Raw genomic sequence first — 21730 nt, forward strand, 5'->3', positions numbered from 1 at the left:
AAATGTCTATTAATGAGATGGTAGATATGATTATCTTTCAATTCTCAATACGCCCTAATCAAGCTTGTCCATTAATAGTCGGAATAGATGGTTTAGGCGGCTCAGGAAAAACGACATTAGTAAAAGAAATTGCACAAGGATTAAGTTGTCACAGCTTCCAAGCCCTCTCTATTCATCTGGATGATCACATTGTTGAAAGGAAAAACCGATACCAAACAGGTTACGAAGAGTGGTATGAATATTATTACTTACAATGGAATGTTGATAAGTTGACGTCCAATTTATTTGAACCGCTGAATAGCGGTTATAACAATCTTTCACTTGATTTTTATGACAAATCTACGGATACAGCTTTAAACAAACATATTAGTTTGACATCCGAAAGTGTTGTTCTCATTGAAGGTATATTTCTACAAAGACAGGAATGGCGAAGGTTTTACAATTTACTCATTTATATAGATTGCCCCCGGGAACGAAGGTACGAGCGAGTATTAAATCGTGACTTGTATATCGGGAATTATGAAGAACGACTTAACAAGTATCAAAGAAGATATTGGGTAGCTGAAGAACATTACATGGATATCATAAAGCCAATTATGAATGCAGATGTAGTATATAACACAAAAAATTAGCTTGGAACGAAGATCATCACTTGACGCATAGGAAAAATGCATTGTCCAAATAAACTTGCCATGTATGATTTGCTATTTCCTCATACATCTGTTATTCTAAAGAAGAATTATTTTTGTTCTGTTTCAGATCGAGACTAGATTTTGTTTTTCGTCTAAAGTATTTGAGCAAGGATAATAACACATTGTGTGGATGACCGCACTAGGAGGCAACAATTATGGAACAAGGTACAGTTAAGTGGTTTAATGCAGAAAAAGGTTTTGGATTTATCGAGCGTGAAGGTGGAGAAGACGTATTCGTACACTTCTCAGCAATCCAAAGCGAAGGTTTCAAATCTTTAGACGAAGGTCAAAGCGTAACATTTGAAATTGAGCAAGGACAACGTGGCCTACAAGCTACAAACGTTCAAAAAGCTTAATTATAGCTAAAAGAAACCCTCTTTCCGATATACTGGTAAGAGGGTTTTTTGTCATATTGGCTCTATAATATTTGTTGGGGTCTTCGATCAAATTCTACATAAAAATGCTCGTTATCACCATTTCTTTTTGGCTTCAATATTTCAATGGGTTCCTAGAAGGAACTAATAACAAAACCAAAAGTGATGAAGCGCAATGCCTATGGGTTTAGGTGGTTTGATCACTTTAGGGCAAAGATATTTATTAAACATTCGATATAAAGAAATTAGGGTTTTAAGTTAGTGCTTTCTTTTACTGCGCTTTTGCTTTAGAAGAGATTCGTTGATTGGAGCGTAGGGCGGCGACTCTTGCGAAAGCCGTGACGAAGAACGGCTTTTTCGAGCAGTGTTTTTTGCGACCCTAAGGGAGCAGGATGTGGTGGCTGCCTTAATTTCTGCAAAGAACGCAGAAATACGGCAAATCGAACCCTTCGCTGTTTGACTGGCTGAAGCCGTGCCCGCTGAAAGCCTCCGTCTAAAGCGCAAATCAATTTTTAAAAGTAAAACTAAATGAAAGGGTGACGTGGAAGCAGATCACATCACCCCAACATATGAACCGTTATGTCATGAAGTCTGAAAACCGAAATTATGTAGGAAGTGCAATACTTCCTGTTCATATTCCTCTGGATTCTCATTGAATGACTTAGCATGGGCACCCTTATCAAAAAGCTTCATCATCTTTTTGTCTTCCTTCAATCCGTACAGTTCTTTCGTCATTTCCGGTAGAATGAAATCATCTTCCATGCTATGAATGAACAGCATCGGTTTGTTAATGTTTACGATCGCTTCCCTCGGCGAAATGAGACCTGTCGTGTAGCCGTCTCTGATCTTCAGAAACAGATTGGCGGCCCGCAATGTCATTGACGACCGAAGAGGTGTGCTCGTACGCATAATATGAAGGATCTGTTCGGTGAAATCGGAGAAAGGACAATCGACAATGTAAAAATCTGCTTCATCTTCAAATTCTCCCGCATAAAGGATTGTCGTTGCAGCTCCCATCGATTCACCGTGGATGCCGAGCAATGCCCGGCTGCCGATCCGGTCGCGTACAGCAGATACTAGTGCATTCAAGTCAACCTTTTCATAAAAACCGAAGCTTGTCGTCTTTCCTCCTGAATCCCCATGGCGGCGGTGATCGTAAATGACTGAATTGAATCCCAGCCGTTCAAATAATCTCGCGTATTTGATTGAGTTGATTTTATTCTCAGTCACGCCATGGCAAATGATTACTGTTCTTGTTGTATCGAGCGGTTGTAAAAACACCGCACGCAACGGGTAACCATTCGGGGAGTCCACCCAAAAATCCTCTTTCCGTACTGTTTCATACCAATGCTCATCAAACCTCTTGGCAATAATTTCACGTTTTACAATCAGGTCATGATCTTTCAGTTTCATGAACATTAAACGATTTGCCGCGTAAAAACCGAGAATTGTAAGAATGGCGGTATAGATGCTTCCAATAATGCCTGTAATATATAGGAAGCGCCGTTTCAATCTACTTCAACTCCTTCAGCAGCTGCGATTTTTGTGCATTTTGTACAGTCCTGTGTCGATAGGATGCGAAACAAGAGGGGCAATCATTCCCACAGCTTCACAAATCTTTTCAACGCTGATCCCCGTTTCAATTCCTAGGGAATCCAGCATATGGACGACATCTTCTGTCGCTACATTTCCTGTTGCGCCGGGTGCAAAAGGGCATCCACCCAGGCCGCCGGCGGAAGTATCGAAACGGTCGATGCCTGCCTGCAATGCAGCAAAAATATTTGCGATTGCCATTTTGCGTGTATCGTGAAAATGGGCTGTCAGAAGAACTTGCGGAAACTGTTCTTTCAACAAGTTGAACAGGTCATAGCTTTCAACTGGATTTGCCATCCCAATCGTATCTGCTACGCTCAATTCATCCACTCCCATTGAAACGAATCGTCTGCACAGGTCACTGACTTCCTCTTTCTCTATCTTCCCTTCGTAGGGACAATAAAACGCGGTTGAAATGCATGCCCGCACGAAAAGGCTATCCCGTTTCAATTTTGAAATGACAGGTTCAAGTGCATCCAAGCTCTCGACTGTTGTCCGATTGATGTTCTTTTTATTGAATGTATTGCTGACGCCTACAAACACGGCGATACTTTCCGCACCCGCTTCAATTGCAAGATCCGCTCCTTTTTCATTTGGAACCAATACAAATTGGCGGCCGATCTTCTTTGTTTTTGCAACGATGTTTTTTGCATCAGCCATTTGCGGAACCCATTTTGGTGAAACGAAAGAGGTTAGTTCCATTTCCTTGATGCCTGCAGCTTGCAATGAATGAATGAAATCCAATTTGTCATTTTCATCCACATGATTCTTTTCGTTTTGAAGGCCATCTCTAGGCCCGACCTCGATAATTGTGACGTTCTTTGGTAAACTGAACATATCATCCCTCCTTTATATATTGTACTGAAGGGATGCGTCAAAGGGCAACGCGGAATAAAGAATTCTCTGAAGTTATGAAAGCGCAAACAAAGATAGGGGGAATCTGTATGTCAAACGAAGTAGTTATTGTTAGTGCCGTCCGTACGGCAATCGGATCTTTTCTAGGGTCATTGAAGGATGTATCTGCCTCAGAGCTCGGCGGCATTGTCATTAAGGAAGCACTGTCGCGTTCGGGTGTGAAGGCGGAGGAAGTGGATGAAGTGATCATGGGGAACGTGCTACAGGCAGGCTTAGGTCAAAATCCGGCCCGGCAAGCGGCGATTAAAGGGGGACTTCCTGAAACAGTTCCTGCCATGACGATTAATAAAGTATGTGGATCCGGTTTGAAAGCCGTCCATTTGGCGAGGCAAGCAATACTTGCAGGTGACGCAGATGTTGTTGTTGCTGGCGGGATGGAAAATATGAGCCAAGCACCATTTTTACTTCGCGATGCAAGGGAAGGCTTCAAGATGGGGGATCAGAAACTCGTCGATAGCATGATCTCTGACGGACTTTGGTGTGCGTTCAATGATTATCACATGGGTATTACGGCGGAAAATCTTTGCGACCGCTATTCAATTACTAGGGAGGAACAGGACGCGTTTTCAGCTGCGTCTCAAGAGAAGGCTGCCGCCGCAATTGAAAATGGCAAATTCAAAGACGAAATCGTTCCTGTAGAAATTCCACAACGCAAAGGTGATCCAATCGTATTTGAAACAGACGAATATGTTAAAGCAGGAACGACGACAGATAAATTAGGTAAATTGCGTCCTGCATTTAAAAAGGACGGCAGTGTAACTGCAGGAAATGCATCAGGCATCAATGACGGTGCAGCTGCATTTGTCATTATGTCACGAGCGAAAGCGGAAGAGCTTGGCATTGAACCTCTAGCAATCTTGACTGCAAACGCAAATGCCGGCGTCGATCCGTCAGTCATGGGGATCGGGCCTGTCCAAGCAGTGAAAAACGTACTTGATAGATCAGGACTGAATCTTGCGGATATCGACTTGATCGAAGCGAACGAAGCATTCGCAGCACAATCACTTGCTGTCGACCGCGAGCTGAAGTTCGATAAAGAAAAATTGAATGTCAATGGCGGTGCGATCGCTTTGGGCCATCCGATCGGCGCAAGCGGTGCGCGGATACTTGTCACGTTATTGCATGAAATGAAGCGTCGCGATGCCAAAACGGGTCTTGCTACATTATGCATAGGGGGCGGACAAGGAGTCGCCACAATCGTTCAACGTCCTTAAGGAAAGAAGGTGGACTGAATGGCAAAGAAAAATTCGAGGACAGCAACTCCCCAAAAAAGCGAAAATGAAAAAGCCACGCTCTCTGAGGCGCTTGATAATAATGTTTTATTGAAATTGAAAGCTGCCAAGAAGGAATTGACGGCTAAGATTGAGGCTGAAGAAGCTGAGCATCGGGAAAAGCTCCGACGTGAACGTCTAGAACGTGAGAAGAACAAAAGCTTTGCTGAATTGCTTGATGAATTCGGCGACAGCGGCTCAAAATTTTGACCGGATGGGATTCCCATCCGTTTTTTTGTTTAAAAAATTAAAAGCCCCGAATAGAAGAAGAAAAGCTACACATTCTATTGATGAACAAATGAAAAGGAGTGAAACAAGGATGAAAAAACGAATAATCTTTCCAATTTCGTTGTTGCTCATACTTGCATTGGTAGGATGTGCAAACAGAGGTGCGAACAATACAAATGGAAATGCAGTCAATGACAACAACCGGGCAACAGAAAACACAGGTGTCGGCGAATCAGCCCATGGAACGAATGATTTGACCAACGATCAAAACAACATGAACGGTCACAATGGTACTAACACGGCTGGCAATACTGAAAGGAAAGTCGAAGTGGCGGACGATGCAGCAGATAAAATTGCATCAATGAAAGAAGTCGAGAGGGCAAACGTACTCGTAACGGATAGAAATGCGTATGTCGGCGTCGAATTGAAGAAAGACGTAAAGGAAAGCGAGCAATTGAAGAAGAAAATTGCAGATGAAGTCAGAAGAGTGCATTCTGAATTCAACAATGTATATGTATCGTTCAATCCAGATGTAGCTACACGCTTTACTGAATATGGAAACCAAATCCGTGCTGGAGAACCGGTGGAAGGATTTTATGAAGAATTTACAACCGGCATCCATCGGATGTTCCCTGAGGCGAAATAATAATTAAAATATCGTTTGATTTCCATTTAAAGGTTTAGCAGATGAGCGGAAGGGGTAGTTTATGCATACCTCTTCCTTTCTATTGTGGCGAATATGTGACAAGTGATTTATTTCAAGAATTTCACACACAGTTCGACATTTTTTTTAAATGGTCTACATTATGATAGGCAAAGGTAAAAAAAATGACGGAGGAAATGCGCGATGCGATTGTTAGGGAAACAGCTTTTATCTTTCAAGATTCACATGAAGCGATCGAAGATGGTCAAGATAGCAAAGGACCGTGGATTTACTCATCCAGCAGTAGTAGCTTGCAGCCAAGAATTGGATTCTTTACTGAATCGTTATCAAAATATAGCGTGAAAAAAGACATACCGCAATTAGTGGTATGTCTTTTCTTGTTACGCCAATTTGACAAGTTGGCTTTTCAATTCCATTATCCAATTGAAGGGATCAGCTTCATTTCCTGCCTGAATATTGGAAAGTGTGTCGAATAGACGCTTCGCCAATGGGCCTGTTTCGCAGTTGTTGACGACCATTTTATAGCCATCCCAATTCAGTTCACCGACGGGCGAAATGACAGCCGCCGTTCCCGTTCCGAAGACTTCTTCAAGCTGTCCTTCATCATAGGCTGCCCGAATTTCATCCATTGAGATTTTTCGTTCTGAAACAGGGACATCCCAATGCCGCAAAAGTTGTAAAATCGATTTCCGCGTTATCCCTTCCAGGATACTTCCGTTTATAGCCGGAGTGATGATTTCGCCGTCAATTTTAAAGAAGATATTCATGCTTCCCACTTCTTCGACATATTTCCGCTCGACTCCGTCCAACCAAAGCACTTGGGAATAGCCACGTTGATCTGCAGCTTGCTGAGCTTTCAGACCGGCCGCATAATTGCCTGCAGTCTTTGCGCCACCCGTGCCGCCTTTCACAGCTCTTACAAATTCATTTTCAACGAGAATTTTGACTGGGTGAATTCCTTCTTTGTAATAGGATCCTACAGGTGACAGGATAATGAAGAATTGATATTTTTTCGCTGGTGCCACTCCAAGGAATGCTTCATTTGCAATGACAAAAGGTCGTATGTACAACGAAGTACCTTCAAACGTTGGAATCCAGTCTTTTTCAATAAGGATGAGCTGAGTCAACGCATGCAGGGCTGCTTCTTCATCAATCCGAGGCATGCAAAGTCGATCCAACGAAAGGTTCAATCTCTTCATATTTTCCTCCGGGCGGAATAATCGCACAGTGCCATCTTCGGCAGAGCGATATGCTTTCATGCCTTCAAATACGGTTTGCCCGTAATGCAAGACGATGGAAGCGGGATCCAATGTAACCGGAGCATAAGGGACTATGCGGTGGCTGTGCCAACCTTTTCCTTCATCATAATCCGCAACAAACATATGGTCGGTGAAACTTCTGCCGAATACGAGATTCTCGGGATTCGGCTTCTCTTTCTTAACATCGCTTAGTTTAATCTGGATGGGTGATCTTGTCATTCCGATCAAATCTCCTTATGAATAGTCAAATAGACCATTTACTTTTGAATAAAATAAGTATACTGCATTTTTAGAAAAATGGAAGAGTTAAGTTGTTATATTATTGTTACGATTTTGAAAACGATTACATGTTGGCTATGATTGTATGTATGTTATACCGCTTGTACAATAGAACTAAAACAGAGAAAAGGTGTTTGACTTGGAAAGAATCATTATAATTGGTGCAGGGATCCTTGGCGCTTCCGCGGCGTATCATTTGGCGAAGCAGGGAGCGGAAGTGATCGTCATTGACCGGAAGGACAAAGGGCAGGCAACGGATGCTGCAGCAGGAATCATTTGCCCGTGGCTTTCCCAGCGGAGAAATAAAGCTTGGTATGCTTTGGCAAAAGGAGGAGCATCCTATTATCCTGAGTTGATTAAACAGTTGAAAGATGATGGTGAGGTCGAAACGGGTTATCGGAAAGTCGGTGCAATCAGTTTACATAAAGAATGGACTAAGCTTGAAAAGATGGAAGCACGTGCTTTGGATAGAAGGGAGGAGGCTCCTGAAATTGGGGAAGTTACGCTGTTGGATGAACAGGCAACCTCTACTCTTGTCCCTCTTTTGGAGGAAGGTTTTTCATCTGTACACATCGAAGGTGCTGCTCGAGTCGATGGCAGGGCACTGAGAAATGCGCTGATAAGTGCTTCTGAAAAACATGGAGCCACCATTATACAGGGCGCCGCAACGCTTGCTATAGAAGGAGGCAAGGTCTGCGGCACCTATGTGAACGGGGAATTTTTGCCAGCATCGAAAGTTGTTGTAGCGGTTGGTGCGTGGGCTGGTGAATTATTCAAACCGCTCAAGTTGGATGTACTGGTAACCGGTCAAAAGGCACAAATCGTCCATTTGCGCTTGAATGGGCATGACACAACACACTTGCCGGTCATAATGCCTCCAACTGATCAGTATATTTTGCCATCAGATGACGGGAAAGTGATTATTGGGGCGACCCATGAAGATGATGTGGAAGCGGACAATATGGCGAACCCGACAGCTGTCGGTATTCATGAAGTATTGGATAAAGCTTTGAAAGCGTCACCTGGCTTGAAGGAAGCCATATTTGAAGAAATACGTGTCGGAATTCGGCCGTTCACACCAGGTTTCCTGCCTGTCATCGGGGAAGTGCCGGGACATCCTGAGCTGCTATTTGCAAACGGATTAGGTGCTTCAGGATTGACGGTCGGTCCGTATCTAGGAAAGCAGTTGGCAAGTATTGTTCTCGATAATGAACTCGATATCGACCTTTCTTTATATGAAGTCGAAAAAGCGATAAATGTACAACATGATGACAGGTAAAATCTAGTAACGACCTAGATAAATGTTTTTGTTGCAATCCATAAAACAAAAGTTTACAATTAAAACAAATGTTTAAAGGGTGATGGAATTGAATGAAAAGGAAAGGGCTGTTCTTGACTTAATTCGAGCCAACCCTTATTTATCACAACAGGAAATGGCGGATGCCCTCCGTGTTTCCAGGCCCTCCTTGGCAAATATCATATCCGGTTTAATTAAACAGGGAAAAATCTCAGGTCGGGCATATATTCTTCCTGAAGAAAAAGAAATCATTTGCATTGGCGGGGCGAATATTGACCGTAAATTCCATCTCGATAAAGAAACACAACTTGGAACTTCTAATCCGGCTTCCATGACGGTTTCAGTTGGTGGTGTTGCACGGAATATTGCTGAGAATTTAGGACGGCTCGATCACAATGTCCGGCTTCTTACAGTTGCCGGAAATGATAGTGACTGGGATGTGATTGTTCGTGAATCCTCATCTCATATGGATGTTACGGACGTAGGACAATTGATCGGGAAATCGACTGGCTCCTACTCGGCAGTATTGGATCAGGAAGGTGAGCTTGTCATTGCACTGGCGAACATGGAAATCTATGATTATTTGACCCCGGTCTACTTGGAGGAAAAATCAAGAGTGATTTCAAACGCAGCAATGATCATCATCGATTTGAACTGTCCGAAGCAGTCTGTCGATTATATTAAAAACCTAGCGTACCAAAAAGGAAATCCGCTTGTCATCATTCCTGTCTCTTCACCGAAAATGAATAGGATGCCGAGTGACCTGAAAGGCGTCACATGGTTCATCTGCAACCGGGATGAAGCGGAGGCATACACAGGCCGGTCGATTGCCAATGATGGGGATTGGAAGAAAGCCGTACAGGAATTGCTTGCGTTTGGCGCTGAAAATGTCGTCGTCACTTCCGGGGCAAGAGGTATCATGGCTGCGAGTGCGGGCGAAGAACCGATTCATTTTCCTGCAGTGGAAGGCGTCCATGTTGAGGATGTCACAGGTGCAGGGGATGCATTCGTTGCAGGATTGCTTCATGGACACTTAATAGGAGAAACATTAAACGAAAATGTCCGTATGGGATTGCTGAATGCAGCCAAGACACTGGAAAGCTCCTTTACGGTAAGACCTGAATTGACAAAAGATCTTCTTAAAAAAGAATTGGAGGAAATATAATGAAACAATATCTAACGTATTCAAACGAAGTGCAAGAAGCTATGGCGGCAGGTAAACCGATTGTCGCATTGGAATCCACAATCATTTCACACGGCATGCCGTATCCGCAAAACGTGAAAACTGCTCGCGAAGTAGAGCAAATCATCCGCGATAACGGTGCTGTCCCTGCAACGATCGCCATAATCGATGGGAAAATTAAAATCGGCCTATCTGATGAAGAGCTTGAAATGTTCGGGAATAGCCAAGGGGTCGCAAAAGCGTCTAGACGTGATCTTGCTTATCTAATCGCAACAAAACAACTAGGTGCGACAACAGTTGCGGCAACAATGATCTGCGCGGCGCTTGCAGATATAAAGATTTTCGTTACAGGCGGAATCGGCGGAGTCCATCGCGGTGCTGAAACGACAATGGATATTTCTGCTGACTTGGAAGAGCTTGCACAAACAGATGTCGCAGTCATTTGTGCTGGTGCGAAGTCCATCTTGGATCTTGGATTGACGCTTGAGTATTTGGAGACGAACGGTGTTCCGGTTGTCGGTTACGGCACAGATGTCCTTCCGGCATTCTTTACGCGCGAAAGTGATTTCGGATTGAATATCCGTGCGGACAAACCAGAAACCGTCGCTGACATGCTTCGAGTGAAATGGGACCTTGGATTAAAAGGCGGAGCAGTCATCGCGAACCCAATTCCGGAAGCGGACGCAATGGACAAGTCGTTCATCGACGGCATCATCGAGGCGGCACTTAAAGAAGCTGAAGAGCTCCACATCGCTGGAAAAGATGTTACACCATTTATGTTAGGCAAAGTGAAGGACCTAACAGAAGGCCGTAGCCTGGAAGCGAATATCGCTTTAGTGAAAAATAATGCTGTTGTTGGCGCGAAAATCGCAGTTGCATTGAACGCATAATAAGAGAACGTTGCATAGGAGCTGTCCGGAAAGTCTTCCGGACAGCTTTTTTGAATTGGCTAACTCTCGCGCTCAAGAAAGGCCGTTTAGCGCTCAAGAAGTGCTGGTCCGCGCTCAAGAAGTGCTGTTCCGCGCTCAAGAAGTGCTGTTCCGCGCTCAAGATATGCCATCCGCGCCTAAGAAGTGCTGTTCCGCGCTCAAGATATGCCATCCGCGCTCAAGAAGTGCTGTCTCGCGCCCAAGATATGCCATCTCGCGCTAGACATGCTTCTTTGCGCTCATACTAAGCTGTCCTTTTCTTTTCCGACTCTCCCTTTTCTAGTACAATGAAAAGTATTGTGTAAAGAAGGAGTTTTCTACATGAAATTGATCTCGTGGAATGTAAATGGAATCAGAGCGTGCGTGCGAAAAGGGTTTCTGGACTATTTTAAAGAACAGGATGCCGATATTTTCTGCATCCAGGAGACAAAGCTGCAATGTGGTCAAATTGAACTTGAATTAGAGGGATACCATCAATATTGGAACTATGCACTGAAGAAAGGCTATTCAGGTACCGCCGTTTTCACGAAAGAAGAACCGATTGATGTGACATATGGAGTGGGGGATTCGGAAACTGAAGACGAAGGACGGATCTTAACACTCGAATTCCCTCAATTTTACTTAGTGAATGTGTATGCGCCAAATGCGCAAAGAGATTTGGCGCGACTTCCTGTCCGGTTGGATTGGGAAAGTAGAATGAGGGAGTACCTGATTCAATTGAAAAACAAAAAATCTGTCATCCTTTGTGGCGATTTGAATGTCGCCCATCAAGATATCGATATACGTAACTTCAAATCAAACGTAGGGAATTCAGGATTCACGGTTGAGGAAAGAGGAGAATTTTCAGCGGTATTGAACGAGGGATTCATTGACACTTTCAGACATCTAAATCCAGACACTGAAGGGGCGTATACATGGTGGTCCTATATGCGGGATGTCAGGGCAAGGAACATCGGGTGGCGAATCGACTATTTCCTCGTTTCGGATTGTCTGATACCATCTTTGAAAGCTGCGGATATTCATGCCGAAGTGATGGGAAGTGACCATTGTCCGATCGTTTTGGAGGTCGCTATCACATAAAAAAAGCTGGAAACGGTGAAGAAAAATCGTTTCCAGCTGTTTTATTCATAATGTTGATGGAAATTTATTAACGTCTGCTGCTATTGTTGTTATCGTTTTGTTGAGCGCGGGCTTCTCCGCCTTTTCTGCCGATCTCTTCATAGAAATCTCTATCATGATTTTTCGCAGTAGCTTCTCCGCCTTTGCGACCGATTTCCTCGTAGAAATCCCTGTCATGATTTTGCGCAGTGGCTTCTCCGCCTTTGCGTCCAATTTTTTCATAGAAATCTCTGTCATGATTTCTAGCAGTAGCTTCTCCGCCTTTACGGCCAGCTTCTTCCAAAGACATTTTCGCGCGATTGTTGTTAGAATTGTTATTGTTGTTGTTTTTAGCCATAATAAATATCTCTCCTCTTCGTTGATATATTTGTAGTGGCCTACAGTCCATCTATTACCTTCCCGAGCGGATGATAAACTGGTAGAGAGGGGAATTAATCGAAGTGAAATATTAGTAACTTCACTGAGATATGTGTGATTTAAAAGTAATGGGAAAATTCGTTTATATTACAAGCACTTCCAGATAATTCTATTTCAGAACAGTAAGCCCTTACATTACATTCTTGGGCGTTATTGTTCATGAATTTAACATATTTTAATGTAAAAATTCATTGAAACCTTACTTCTGCGTGCTATAATAAAAACCTAAATAACACATCCACTCATATAATCGCAGGGATATGGCCTGCAAGTTTCTACCGGTCCACCGTAAATGGATCGACTATGAGAAGCAAAGTAAAAAAGGTACATGCGCAATCTATGCATGCGGCTTTTTTATTCATTCGGTTTTTCTCAAACCCCGAATGATCTTGCTCCACTCATGTATTGAATGGATGCACGGTCATTGGGGGTTTTTTAATTCCTTCTGATCGTGAATGAAAAAGGAGGAGCATCAGGTTGAAGCAGCTACGGGAAAAAATCATGCAGGACGGGAAAGTGCTATCCGATCAAGTGTTGAAAGTGGATTCGTTTTTGAATCATCAAATCGATCCTCCGCTTATGAAGGCGGTTGGAGAGGAATTCGCGGAACGTTTCAAGGAGAATGGAGTGACAAAAGTGCTATCCATTGAATCATCGGGGATTGCCCCAGCAATGATGACAGGTTTAGTACTCGGGGTGCCAGCGATTTTTGCACGGAAACGCAAATCATTGACGATGAGCGAAAATTTATACACAGCTGACGTTCATTCCTTCACTAAAAATGAAACGAATGAAATCTCGGTTTCCAAAGATTTCTTGAAAAAAGGAGACAAGGTTTTAGTCTTAGATGATTTCCTTGCCAATGGACAAGCAGTCCTCGGGCTTCTTGATATCGTTAAGCAGGCGGAAGCGGAGCTCGTCGGAGTTGGAATCGTCATTGAAAAAGGCTTCCAGCCAGGAGGCGAAATGATTCGGAGTAAAGGGATACGTGTTGAATCATTGGCGATCCTCGAATCACTTGAAGATGGAAAAGTCGAATTCAGGGAAGAAGGTACATCATTATGAAATCGGTTGTATTAGGTTTTCAACACTTACTAGCTATGTATGCAGGTGCGATTCTTGTCCCGCTAATTGTAGGACAGGCAATCGGCTTAACCTCTACCCAATTGACGTACCTTGTATCCATCGATATTCTCATGTGCGGAATTGCGACAATCCTACAAATCATGAATAACAAGTTTTTTGGGATCGGATTGCCGGTTGTGCTCGGTTGCACGTTCACAGCTGTTGGGCCAATGATTTCAATCGGGGATAAATACGGAATTTCTGCAATATATGGAGCGGTCATCGCTTCGGGATTGATTATCGTGATAATCAGTACGTTTTTCGGAAAGCTGATCAAGTTCTTCCCGCCAGTAGTAACAGGTTCTGTAGTTACAATAATCGGGATCACTTTGATTCCAGTCGCTTTAAATAATATGGGTGGGGGATTCGGAGCGCCTGATTTCGGATCGAGCACCAACATTCTTCTCTCTTTTGGAACACTTCTATCCATCATACTTCTCTATCGATTCACAACAGGTTTCCTTCGATCAATTTCGATTCTGCTAGGAATGGCTGCGGGCACAGTAGCGGCGATGATTTTTGGCATTGTAGATTTCGGTGCAGTGAAAGAGGCTTCAGCCTTCCATTTACTAACGCCGTTTTATCTAGCAACACCGACGTTCCATCTCGTTCCAATCTTAACGATGACGTTAGTTGCAATGGTTTCCTTGGTAGAATCCACTGGAGTATATTTTGCACTAAGCGATATAACTGAGAAGGAAATTACTGAGAAAGACTTGGAGAAGGGGTATCGCTCCGAAGGATTGGCTTCATTGATCGGCGGGATTTTTAACGCCTTCCCATATACGACATTTTCACAAAACGTCGGTTTAGTGCAAATGTCCGGCGTGAAATCACGTAGAGTCATATTAATTACAGCGATCATGCTTGTCTCATTAGGATTTATGCCGAAAATCGCTGCTATGGCAACGGTCATTCCGACGTCAGTGTTGGGTGGCGCGATGGTGGCAATGTTCGGCATGGTCATTTCACAAGGAATCAAAATGTTGAGCAAGGTGGTAGGTGAATCACAGGAAAACGCGATGATCATCGCTTGTTCAGTAGGCCTCGGCCTTGGCGTATCCGTTGTACCAGATATTTTCGCAAACCTGCCCGCAAGTATCCAGATGTTGACAAGCAACGGTATTGTAGCCGGAAGCTTGACGGCAATTTCGTTAAATATCATATTCAATATGCTTCCTTCGAAAAAGCGCAAAAAGGTCGCACAGGTAAAGTTAACAGAGCAAGAAGTTTAACAATGTAAATAGCAAAAAAAACGAGACTCAATTTTAGAGTCTCGTTTTTGTGTTTCATTCGCTTATTTGCTGTCATCGGCATCCGTGTCAGTATCCAAGTCAGTATCAGTATCTGTACCGTCATCTGTATCAAGGTCGACATTAGTATCATTTCCATCGTTAACGCCGTCATCTACTTCAGCTGGTGGATTATTCACATCTACGTCCGTATCATCGTCGCCATCACCACATGCTGCGAGTAGTCCTACGGAAAGGAATGTTGCTGCTCCAAGTTTCAACCATTTTTTGTCTTCTGTAAGTAGTTTCAATGAAATCTCCTCCAAGGTGTAATGATTAATTCTTGCCTACTTGTTAGATACCCGTGAAGTAGTTTCCTAATCATTACAGATTTATTACGAGAGTATTACAGACTCATAACCGGTGCTGTTCGTATTGATGTACCTTAGTTAGTTGCGCAATGGAGGCTATATCGGATTGCTCGGCTTTCTTTTCATACGCTAAGATTGTATCGAGAAGCTGATCCTTAGAACTGGCGCCGATCAAAACGGAAGCTACTACATCTTCTATTAGGTTAAATGCTAAGGCGCTCGCATGCAGATCACTTGCAGTTTCATGCAACTTGCCGACCGTCCTCTTCAAGTCTTCAGAATCATATGCAACAAATCCGTCCATCTTACTGACCCGAGTAAGGGCTTCGTCCGTCAATAATCCTTTTGCCAATGTCCCCCTTGTGATGACAGATGCTCCCGCTTCTCGGATCATAGGGAACCATTCCTCCGGACGCCGGTCCAGCAGGCTGTATTGCATCATGACGGAAACCGCAGAGCCATTCGTTAAAAACCGTTCGATGACATTTGGACGGATGGACGAAATGCCGTACTGACGAATGACCCCTTCCTTTTTCAATGCTTCAAAGGCTTCAATCGTTTCTGTCACATCATCTTCCATCGTACCTCCATGCAACTGATAAAGGTCGATGTAGTCAGTGCCTAGACGTCTCAAACTGTCCTTTACTGCCTCCGTAATATGTACCTTCGAAGAATCCCAGACCCATCCATCTTCCCCCGGAATCATTCGGTTGCCGACTTTCGTCGCAAGAATTATTTCATTACGCCGTTCTTTTAACGCTTTGCCAACCAAAGATTCGTTTTTGCCACCAGCGTATAAATCTGCCGTGTCGAAAAAGTTGATGCCGGCATGTAATGCCGCGTCGACAATGCTCCTCACTTCTTCCAGGTTATCAGGGAATGACATGCACCCGAGTCCTAATTCGGATACGTAAATTCCGGTATTTCCAATTTCTCGCTTTTTCATTGGCGCACCTCCGCAATTGTTTTCATCTACTTAAAATAAACTGTACAATGTAGAAGTTGATAGGGGAAGTTTGTTGCTTTAGTCGAGAAAAGGAGAGTGGCGTAATGAATCGTTTTGAAGAGAAGACTGTTGCATCTGAAACAATATTTGAAGGAAAAATCATTTCCCTTCGTGTAGATGAAGTCGAACTGCCTGACGGCAAGCGGTCGAAAAGGGAGCTCATCAATCATCCAGGTGCCGTCGCCGTCATCGCCATAACCGATGAGGGAAAAATGGTTCTTGTCGAGCAATATCGAAAGGCATTAAATCGATCCATCGTTGAAATCCCAGCCGGAAAGATCGAGCCTGGAGAAGATATCAGGGTCACAGCGATGCGTGAATTGGAAGAAGAGACCGGCTACGGGGCTAATCAATTTGAATACCTCCAATCATTCGCAACATCTCCGGGATTTGCGAACGAAATCATTCATATTTTCGTAGCGCAAGAACTATATAAAGTAGACAAGCCTGCTGCGGGGGATGAAGACGAGTTCATTGAACTGATGGAATGTACTCTCGAAGAAGCGGAAGAGATGGTGTTGAATCAACGAATTTACGACGCGAAAACAGCTTTTGCAATCCTCCACGCAAAAAAACTTCTAAATAAATGAGCTATTATAAAGATGAATAAATGATTTAAATCAAGTGGCTCCAGTGGATTGGAGTGTAAGGCGGCGACTCCTGCGAATGCCATTACAAAGAACGGCGTTGCGAGCATTGTTTTCTGTGACCTTAAGGGGGAAGGATGAGGTTGCCTTAATTTCTGCAAAAGGCGCAGAGATACGGCAAATCGAACCCTTCGCTGTTCGATTGGAAAGCGTCCGCCTGGAACGGAAATCAACTGTTTGCATGCTTTTTAATTCATCATATGTTGGAACGGACAAGCATACGTTATAGAAACGATGCGGAGGTGAAGCCTATGGTCCGTTCCTTATCTTTTATCCATCTATTTATCGTACTAGCCGTCGGATATATCGGCGGGGCATTGTTGTTCAGAGAAATTCCGATAGCTGCATCCGAAAATTGGATCAGCTTTTTCGATTCACGAGTCATATCAACTTCCGATGGGTCTGCATGGAGACCCTTTATAACATTGCTGTCATTTTTTGTAATGACGTTCCTTCTGTCAGTGAATAGCAAAACAAGACATGCCGTAGTTCTTTTTGGTGCAATAAAATGTGTGCTATTCGGATTGTCATCCTCTTACCTCCTATATTCGGGGATGAAAATCTGGCAATACGCAATTTGGTGGTTCCCGTTCCAGTTTATTTCCTGTCTATTATTCCTGATTTATTGTGTTGTTTTGAGCCCTCCATATTTCAACAGAGTATCGAGGAAAGCGCGGAATCTACAAGGGGTTCCCGTGTTGGCGGGAATGGCATTCTTCATTTTTCTAATAGAGATTACGATCTTTCATTTTCTAGTTCGCTGACCGGATTGCAAGTCTCCTATTTCCTTTCTGTTGTCACAAAGATCGCCTCTTTGATATAATGGTCTCAGTGTTGAGGGGGGCGTCATATGGAGAGCCGGATTGAACGGATCAAAAAGCAATTGCATGGGGCCAGCTATAAGTTGACGCCTCAGCGGGAAGCTACGGTCTTGGTCCTTCTTGAGAATGAAGAAGATCATTTAAGTGCTGAAGATGTTTTCTTACTTGTCAAAGAGAAGGCGCCGGAAATTGGCCTTGCCACTGTCTATCGGACATTGGAGCTGCTGACGGAGCTGAAGATTGTCGACAAGATTAATTTTGGTGATGGCGTCTCCCGTTATGATTTGCGTCAAGAAGGGGCATCACGTTTTCACCATCATCTTATTTGCATTGAATGTGGAAAAGTCGCTGAAATACAAGAAGATCTATTAGGTGATGTCGAGAAAATTGTCGAAAACCGATATGGATTTAACGTAAAAGACCATTGGTTGACCTTCCACGGAGTTTGCGAAAATTGCAAATCCGCGGGGAATGACGGTAAAAAGTGAAATGGGGATGGCGCGTAGCTGTCCCTTTTTGTCATTGGATCTAGACTTCGGGCGCCAGAGGCTTGGGTCATAAGTCAAACCTGCTTTGTGGCAAAAAGCGCCACGTCGCATCTTCGCCTTATGCCTGAGGCCGGCAGGATGCCGGTCATGCAGTCGTTGCCGCAGGACGCGGCGTACTTAGACTGCGAACTTCTGCTAAGCAGGCGCCCTTCGCTTTTGAAAGGAGGAGTGATTTGCATGGAGGATGCTAAGTTTGGTTTGGAGGATTACATCCATTTTCTGAAAGTGGAACGGCAACTGTCTCAGAACACGGTCACTTCCTATAAACGAGACCTTTCCGATTATCTCCTTCAATTGGAAAAGGAAGGTGTCAGCTCAATTGACGACATCGATCGTTCCGCAATTCTGCATTATTTGCACAGCATTAAAGAGCAAGGGAAATCGTCAAGGACTATCGCTAGGCATATATCTTCCATACGTTCGTTTCATCAGTTCCTTCTCCGGGAGAAAGTAACGACGGAAGACCCGACAGTCCATTTGGAAATGCCGAAACTTGAACAAAAACTGCCCTCGGTCCTTTCCGTCAAAGAAGTGGACAAACTGATTTCCATGCCGGAAAGCAGTAAGCCACAGGGGAAACGGGATATTGCATTGTTGGAATTGCTCTATGGCACCGGAATGCGTGTCAGTGAGCTGATCAGTTTGGACGTTGACGATATACACATCTCCATGGGGTTTGTCCGTGTTTTCGGTAAGGGCGGAAAGGAAAGGATTATCCCGCTGGGCGGCGGTGCGATGAAAGCCTGTACAACTTACATACATGAAGCACGTCCTGTTTTCATCGAAAAAACGAAAGGGACGGATGCGCTTTTTGTCAACATGAGGGGGAGTCGCTTGACTCGGCAAGGCTGTTGGAAAATAATTAAAGGATATGCATCCGCAGCCGGTATCCAAAAAGAATTGACCCCGCATATTTTGCGTCATTCTTTTGCTACCCATCTCATTGAGAATGGGGCGGATATACGGGCTGTCCAAGAAATGCTGGGGCATGCTGATATCTCTACGACACAGATTTATACTCATGTCAGCAAATCGAGATTAAAAGATGTATACGTAAAGTTCCATCCCCGTGCTTGAAAAAATGGTGGAAGGTTTGGGAAATATGACTAGTGGAGGTTTGGATATGGAAGAAACGAAATTTAACCGCATACATTTGATCGTACTTGACTCTGTCGGAATAGGTGAATCGCCTGACGCTCATTTATTCGGAGATCAAGGAGCAGACACGCTTGGTCATATTGGCGAAGAGATAGGCGGATTGAAGATGCCCAATATGGGTCGGCTTGGCCTTTCGAATATCAAGGAAATCAAAGGAATTGAAGTTGAAGCTACTCCCGCCGGCATTTATGGAATGATGCAGGAAGCGTCAGTAGGTAAAGATACGATGACAGGCCATTGGGAAATGATGGGCTTAAACATAACTAAGCCTTTCAAAGTCTACCCGAATGGATTCCCTCAAGAGCTGATCGATGAGCTCGTAAAACGGACAGGGAGAAAAGTGATCGGCAATAAACCAGCGAGCGGTACAGGAATCATCGATGAGCTAGGTCCGGAGCATATGGAAACGGGCGCCATCATTGTCTATACATCCGCAGATCCTGTTTTACAAATTGCGGCTCATGAAGGGATCATTCCGATTGATGAGCAGTATCGAATTTGTGAGATTGCCCGTGAACTCACGTTGAATCCTGAGTTCCTAGTTGGGCGTGTTATCGCAAGACCGTTTGTCGGAGAACCTGGAAACTTCACCCGTACGACAAATCGTCATGACTATGCATTGAAGCCATTCGGCAGAACAGTCATGAATGAATTGGAAGACGCCGGAAAAGCAGTCATTGCTGTCGGAAAGATTTCCGATATTTTCAATGGTGAAGGCGTGACAGATGCAGTACGGACGGTAAGCAATATGGACGGAGTCGATAAATTAATTGAAGTTATGAAATCAGATTTCACCGGCATGAGCTTTACAAATCTTGTCGATTTCGATGCGTTATTCGGACATCGCAGAGATCCGATCGGTTATGGAAACGCGCTGGAGGAATTCGACGCCCGCTTACCGGAAATTATCGAGTCCTTGAAACAGGATGATTTGCTAATCATTACAGCGGATCATGGTAATGATCCAGTTCATAGCGGAACCGACCATACGAGGGAATATGTTCCATTACTCATCTACTCACCGGCTTTCATAAGTGGAGGCGAATTGCCATTGAGGAAGACATTTTCAGACGTTGGCGCAACGATTGCCGAAAACTTCAATGTGAAAGCTCCCGAGTTCGGAGAAAGCTTCTTAAGTTCATTAACGGAAAAGGTGTGATGATTGTGTTCAGGATGGTTGATATCATCGAGAAAAAAAGAGATGGGGAAATGCTTTCCAAGGAGGAAATCACTTTTTTCATCAACGGCTATACAGACGGATCCATTCCGGATTATCAAGCAAGCGCCCTATTGATGGCAATTTACTTTCAAGGCATGACGCCTGAGGAACAAGGCCACCTGACGATTGCGATGGCTGAATCCGGCGACCAGATTGATCTGTCGGCGATTGAAGGGATTAAGGTCGACAAACATTCGACCGGCGGAGTCGGCGATACGACTACATTGATCCTGGCTCCTCTCGTTGCAGCTTGCGGCGTACCGGTTGCAAAAATGAGCGGCCGCGGTCTTGGTCACACGGGTGGAACGCTCGACAAGCTCGAAGCGATTAAAGGATTTCATATCGAGCTTACCGAGAAGCAGTTTGTCAACCAAGTGAATGATCTGAAAGTAGCTGTCATCGGACAGAGCGGCAATTTGACTCCGGCGGATAAAAATCTTTATTCCCTACGCGACGTAACGGCAACTGTCAGCAGCATTCCACTCATCGCAAGCTCCATCATGAGCAAGAAGATAGCCGCAGGCGCAGATGCAATCGTATTGGACGTGAAAACGGGCGAGGGCGCATTCATGAAGACATTGGAAGATGCTGAGGCACTTGCACATTCCATGGTTGCGATCGGTCGCCAAGTAGGCAGGAACACAATGGCAGTCATTTCAGACATGAGCCAACCGCTAGGCTATGCGATCGGAAACGCGCTTGAAGTAAAAGAAGCGATTGACACGCTGAAAGGCGAGGGCCCTGAAGATTTAACGGAGCTTTGCCTCGTTCTAGGAAGCAAGATGATTGTTGCCGGTGAGAAGGCGGAAACGGTTGAAGAAGCACGCGCCATGCTCGAAGCGGTCATCAAAGACGGTTCAGCATTGAACCTATTCGGCAAATTGATCGAAGCACAAGGCGGAGACGCCCGGATTGTTCACGATCCTTCATTGCTCCCTTCGGCGAAATTCCAAATTGAAGTCCCTGCCTTATCATCGGGAACGATTTCCAAAATGGTAGCAGATGAAATCGGAGTCGCAGCAATGCTTCTAGGAGCCGGACGAGCAACAAAAGACGACGTCATCGACTTAGCTGTCGGCATCGTCCTGAAGAAAAAAATCGGCGATAACGTAACCGCTGGCGAACCACTAGCCATCATCCACTCCAATCGGGAAGACGTTGCAAAATCCATCGAATTGATTCAAAAACATATCCACATTTCAGATCAAGAACAAGAAAAACCTGCTTTGATTCATGAAATGATTACAGGCTAATACCATTTAACATGGGACTGCCTTGGAAAGTCGATAAATTGACTTTCCGAGGCAGTCTTTTTTATGTTGGACGGTGTTTTATGATCACTAGCAGGGAAATCCCCGAATAATAGGAGACTACGTTGATTGA

Annotated in this window: 23 protein-coding genes, 1 pseudogene and 1 riboswitch; of the genes and pseudogenes, 18 read left to right on the top strand and 6 right to left on the bottom strand. The window is 44.3% G+C overall.

Annotated elements, in window-relative coordinates:
* Nucleotides 1–2 precede the first annotated feature (2 nt).
* The 3 genes and pseudogenes from M3193_RS02225 to M3193_RS16855 form a co-directional block, all read left to right on the top strand.
* Nucleotides 3–632 carry a kinase gene (locus M3193_RS02225; RefSeq protein ID WP_251624150.1) on the top strand — a complete coding sequence of 210 codons (630 nt, stop codon included), beginning with the start codon at nucleotides 3–5 and terminating at the stop codon, nucleotides 630–632.
* Between the two features lie 215 nt (nucleotides 633–847).
* Entirely contained in the window at nucleotides 848–1048 is a 201-nt protein-coding gene (locus M3193_RS02230; RefSeq protein WP_251624152.1) for a cold-shock protein, read from the top strand.
* 122 nt (nucleotides 1049–1170) lie between these two features.
* Nucleotides 1171–1306: pseudogene (locus M3193_RS16855) on the top strand (transposase); the annotation flags it as partial.
* A gap of 342 nt (nucleotides 1307–1648) precedes the next feature.
* Here the strand turns inward: M3193_RS16855 and M3193_RS02235 are convergent.
* Together M3193_RS02235 and M3193_RS02240 are read right to left on the bottom strand one after the other, a co-directional pair.
* Complete coding sequence (locus M3193_RS02235) at nucleotides 1649–2578, bottom strand: alpha/beta hydrolase (protein ID WP_251624154.1); 930 nt, start codon at nucleotides 2576–2578, stop codon at nucleotides 1649–1651.
* Between the two features lie 15 nt (nucleotides 2579–2593).
* Entirely contained in the window at nucleotides 2594–3496 is a 903-nt protein-coding gene (locus M3193_RS02240; RefSeq protein WP_251624157.1) for a hydroxymethylglutaryl-CoA lyase, read from the bottom strand.
* A gap of 107 nt (nucleotides 3497–3603) precedes the next feature.
* On the opposite strand from M3193_RS02240, the gene M3193_RS02245 reads away from it, so the two are divergent.
* The 4 genes from M3193_RS02245 (at nucleotide 3604) to M3193_RS02260 (ending at nucleotide 6079) form a co-directional block, all read left to right on the top strand.
* The gene (locus M3193_RS02245; protein ID WP_251624158.1) at nucleotides 3604–4788 is read left to right on the top strand and encodes an acetyl-CoA C-acetyltransferase; all 1185 of its coding nucleotides are present in this window, start codon (nucleotides 3604–3606) and stop codon (nucleotides 4786–4788) included.
* Between the two features lie 18 nt (nucleotides 4789–4806).
* Nucleotides 4807–5055, top strand: coding sequence for a YqkE family protein (locus M3193_RS02250; RefSeq protein ID WP_251624159.1), 249 nt, complete (start codon nucleotides 4807–4809; stop codon nucleotides 5053–5055).
* A 109-nt stretch (nucleotides 5056–5164) separates the two neighbouring features.
* Nucleotides 5165–5719 (top strand): YhcN/YlaJ family sporulation lipoprotein, encoded by a 555-nt coding sequence (locus tag M3193_RS02255; RefSeq protein ID WP_251624160.1) that lies wholly within the window; start codon nucleotides 5165–5167, stop codon nucleotides 5717–5719.
* 201 nt (nucleotides 5720–5920) lie between these two features.
* Nucleotides 5921–6079, top strand: a complete 159-nt coding sequence (locus tag M3193_RS02260) for an aspartyl-phosphate phosphatase Spo0E family protein (protein WP_251624161.1) — start codon at nucleotides 5921–5923, stop codon at nucleotides 6077–6079.
* Nucleotides 6080–6117: 38 nt separating this feature from the next.
* Here M3193_RS02260 and M3193_RS02265 read toward each other — a convergent pair whose 3' ends face one another.
* Entirely contained in the window at nucleotides 6118–7215 is a 1098-nt protein-coding gene (locus M3193_RS02265; protein WP_251624162.1) for a branched-chain amino acid aminotransferase, read from the bottom strand.
* A 199-nt stretch (nucleotides 7216–7414) separates the two neighbouring features.
* Here M3193_RS02265 and M3193_RS02270 point away from each other — a divergent pair, with 199 nt between their 5' ends.
* The 4 genes from M3193_RS02270 to M3193_RS02285 all read left to right on the top strand — a co-directional run bounded on the left by M3193_RS02270 (nucleotide 7415) and on the right by M3193_RS02285 (nucleotide 11764).
* Nucleotides 7415–8554 (top strand): NAD(P)/FAD-dependent oxidoreductase, encoded by a 1140-nt coding sequence (locus M3193_RS02270; RefSeq protein ID WP_251624163.1) that lies wholly within the window; start codon nucleotides 7415–7417, stop codon nucleotides 8552–8554.
* 88 nt (nucleotides 8555–8642) lie between these two features.
* On the top strand, nucleotides 8643–9737 hold the full coding sequence (locus M3193_RS02275; RefSeq protein WP_251624164.1) for a carbohydrate kinase: 1095 nt from the start codon (nucleotides 8643–8645) through the stop codon (nucleotides 9735–9737).
* Entirely contained in the window at nucleotides 9737–10645 is a 909-nt protein-coding gene (locus M3193_RS02280) for a pseudouridine-5'-phosphate glycosidase (RefSeq protein WP_251624166.1), read from the top strand. Before M3193_RS02275 ends, M3193_RS02280 begins: the two co-directional genes overlap by 1 nt.
* A gap of 360 nt (nucleotides 10646–11005) precedes the next feature.
* On the top strand, nucleotides 11006–11764 hold the full coding sequence (locus M3193_RS02285) for an exodeoxyribonuclease III (RefSeq protein ID WP_251624167.1): 759 nt from the start codon (nucleotides 11006–11008) through the stop codon (nucleotides 11762–11764).
* Nucleotides 11765–11831: 67 nt separating this feature from the next.
* On the opposite strand, the gene M3193_RS02290 is transcribed toward M3193_RS02285, so the two are convergent.
* Nucleotides 11832–12140, bottom strand: coding sequence for a KGG domain-containing protein (locus M3193_RS02290; protein WP_251624168.1), 309 nt, complete (start codon nucleotides 12138–12140; stop codon nucleotides 11832–11834).
* Nucleotides 12141–12442: 302 nt separating this feature from the next.
* Nucleotides 12443–12544, top strand: a riboswitch (purine riboswitch).
* Nucleotides 12545–12697: 153 nt separating this feature from the next.
* Between M3193_RS02290 and M3193_RS02295 the strand changes: the two genes are divergently transcribed.
* Together M3193_RS02295 and M3193_RS02300 are read left to right on the top strand one after the other, a co-directional pair.
* Nucleotides 12698–13285, top strand: a complete 588-nt coding sequence (locus M3193_RS02295; protein WP_251624169.1) for a xanthine phosphoribosyltransferase — start codon at nucleotides 12698–12700, stop codon at nucleotides 13283–13285.
* Nucleotides 13282–14580, top strand: a complete 1299-nt coding sequence (locus tag M3193_RS02300; protein ID WP_251624170.1) for a nucleobase:cation symporter-2 family protein — start codon at nucleotides 13282–13284, stop codon at nucleotides 14578–14580. Before M3193_RS02295 ends, M3193_RS02300 begins: the two co-directional genes overlap by 4 nt.
* Nucleotides 14581–14642: 62 nt before the next feature.
* Here M3193_RS02300 and M3193_RS02305 read toward each other — a convergent pair whose 3' ends face one another.
* Entirely contained in the window at nucleotides 14643–14888 is a 246-nt protein-coding gene (locus tag M3193_RS02305; protein WP_251624171.1) for a hypothetical protein, read from the bottom strand.
* Between the two features lie 103 nt (nucleotides 14889–14991).
* On the bottom strand, nucleotides 14992–15894 hold the full coding sequence (locus M3193_RS02310) for an aldo/keto reductase (protein WP_251624172.1): 903 nt from the start codon (nucleotides 15892–15894) through the stop codon (nucleotides 14992–14994).
* A 104-nt stretch (nucleotides 15895–15998) separates the two neighbouring features.
* Here M3193_RS02310 and M3193_RS02315 point away from each other — a divergent pair, with 104 nt between their 5' ends.
* The 5 genes from M3193_RS02315 (at nucleotide 15999) to M3193_RS02335 (ending at nucleotide 21600) form a co-directional block, all read left to right on the top strand.
* Nucleotides 15999–16544, top strand: a complete 546-nt coding sequence (locus tag M3193_RS02315; RefSeq protein WP_251624173.1) for an NUDIX domain-containing protein — start codon at nucleotides 15999–16001, stop codon at nucleotides 16542–16544.
* A gap of 907 nt (nucleotides 16545–17451) precedes the next feature.
* Complete coding sequence (locus M3193_RS02320) at nucleotides 17452–17910, top strand: Fur family transcriptional regulator (RefSeq protein WP_251624174.1); 459 nt, start codon at nucleotides 17452–17454, stop codon at nucleotides 17908–17910.
* Between the two features lie 237 nt (nucleotides 17911–18147).
* A complete protein-coding gene (gene xerD, locus M3193_RS02325; protein ID WP_251624175.1) occupies nucleotides 18148–19047 on the top strand; it encodes a site-specific tyrosine recombinase XerD in 900 nt (299 codons plus the stop codon).
* Between the two features lie 46 nt (nucleotides 19048–19093).
* Nucleotides 19094–20287: a phosphopentomutase gene (gene deoB, locus M3193_RS02330; RefSeq protein ID WP_251624176.1), complete on the top strand. Its 1194-nt coding sequence runs from the start codon at nucleotides 19094–19096 to the stop codon at nucleotides 20285–20287.
* A 14-nt stretch (nucleotides 20288–20301) separates the two neighbouring features.
* Entirely contained in the window at nucleotides 20302–21600 is a 1299-nt protein-coding gene (locus tag M3193_RS02335; protein ID WP_251627187.1) for a pyrimidine-nucleoside phosphorylase, read from the top strand.
* Nucleotides 21601–21730 lie beyond the last annotated feature (130 nt).

Origin of the sequence: Sporosarcina luteola (genome assembly GCF_023715585.1) — a bacterium.
Classification (GTDB): domain Bacteria; phylum Bacillota; class Bacilli; order Bacillales_A; family Planococcaceae; genus Sporosarcina; species Sporosarcina luteola_D.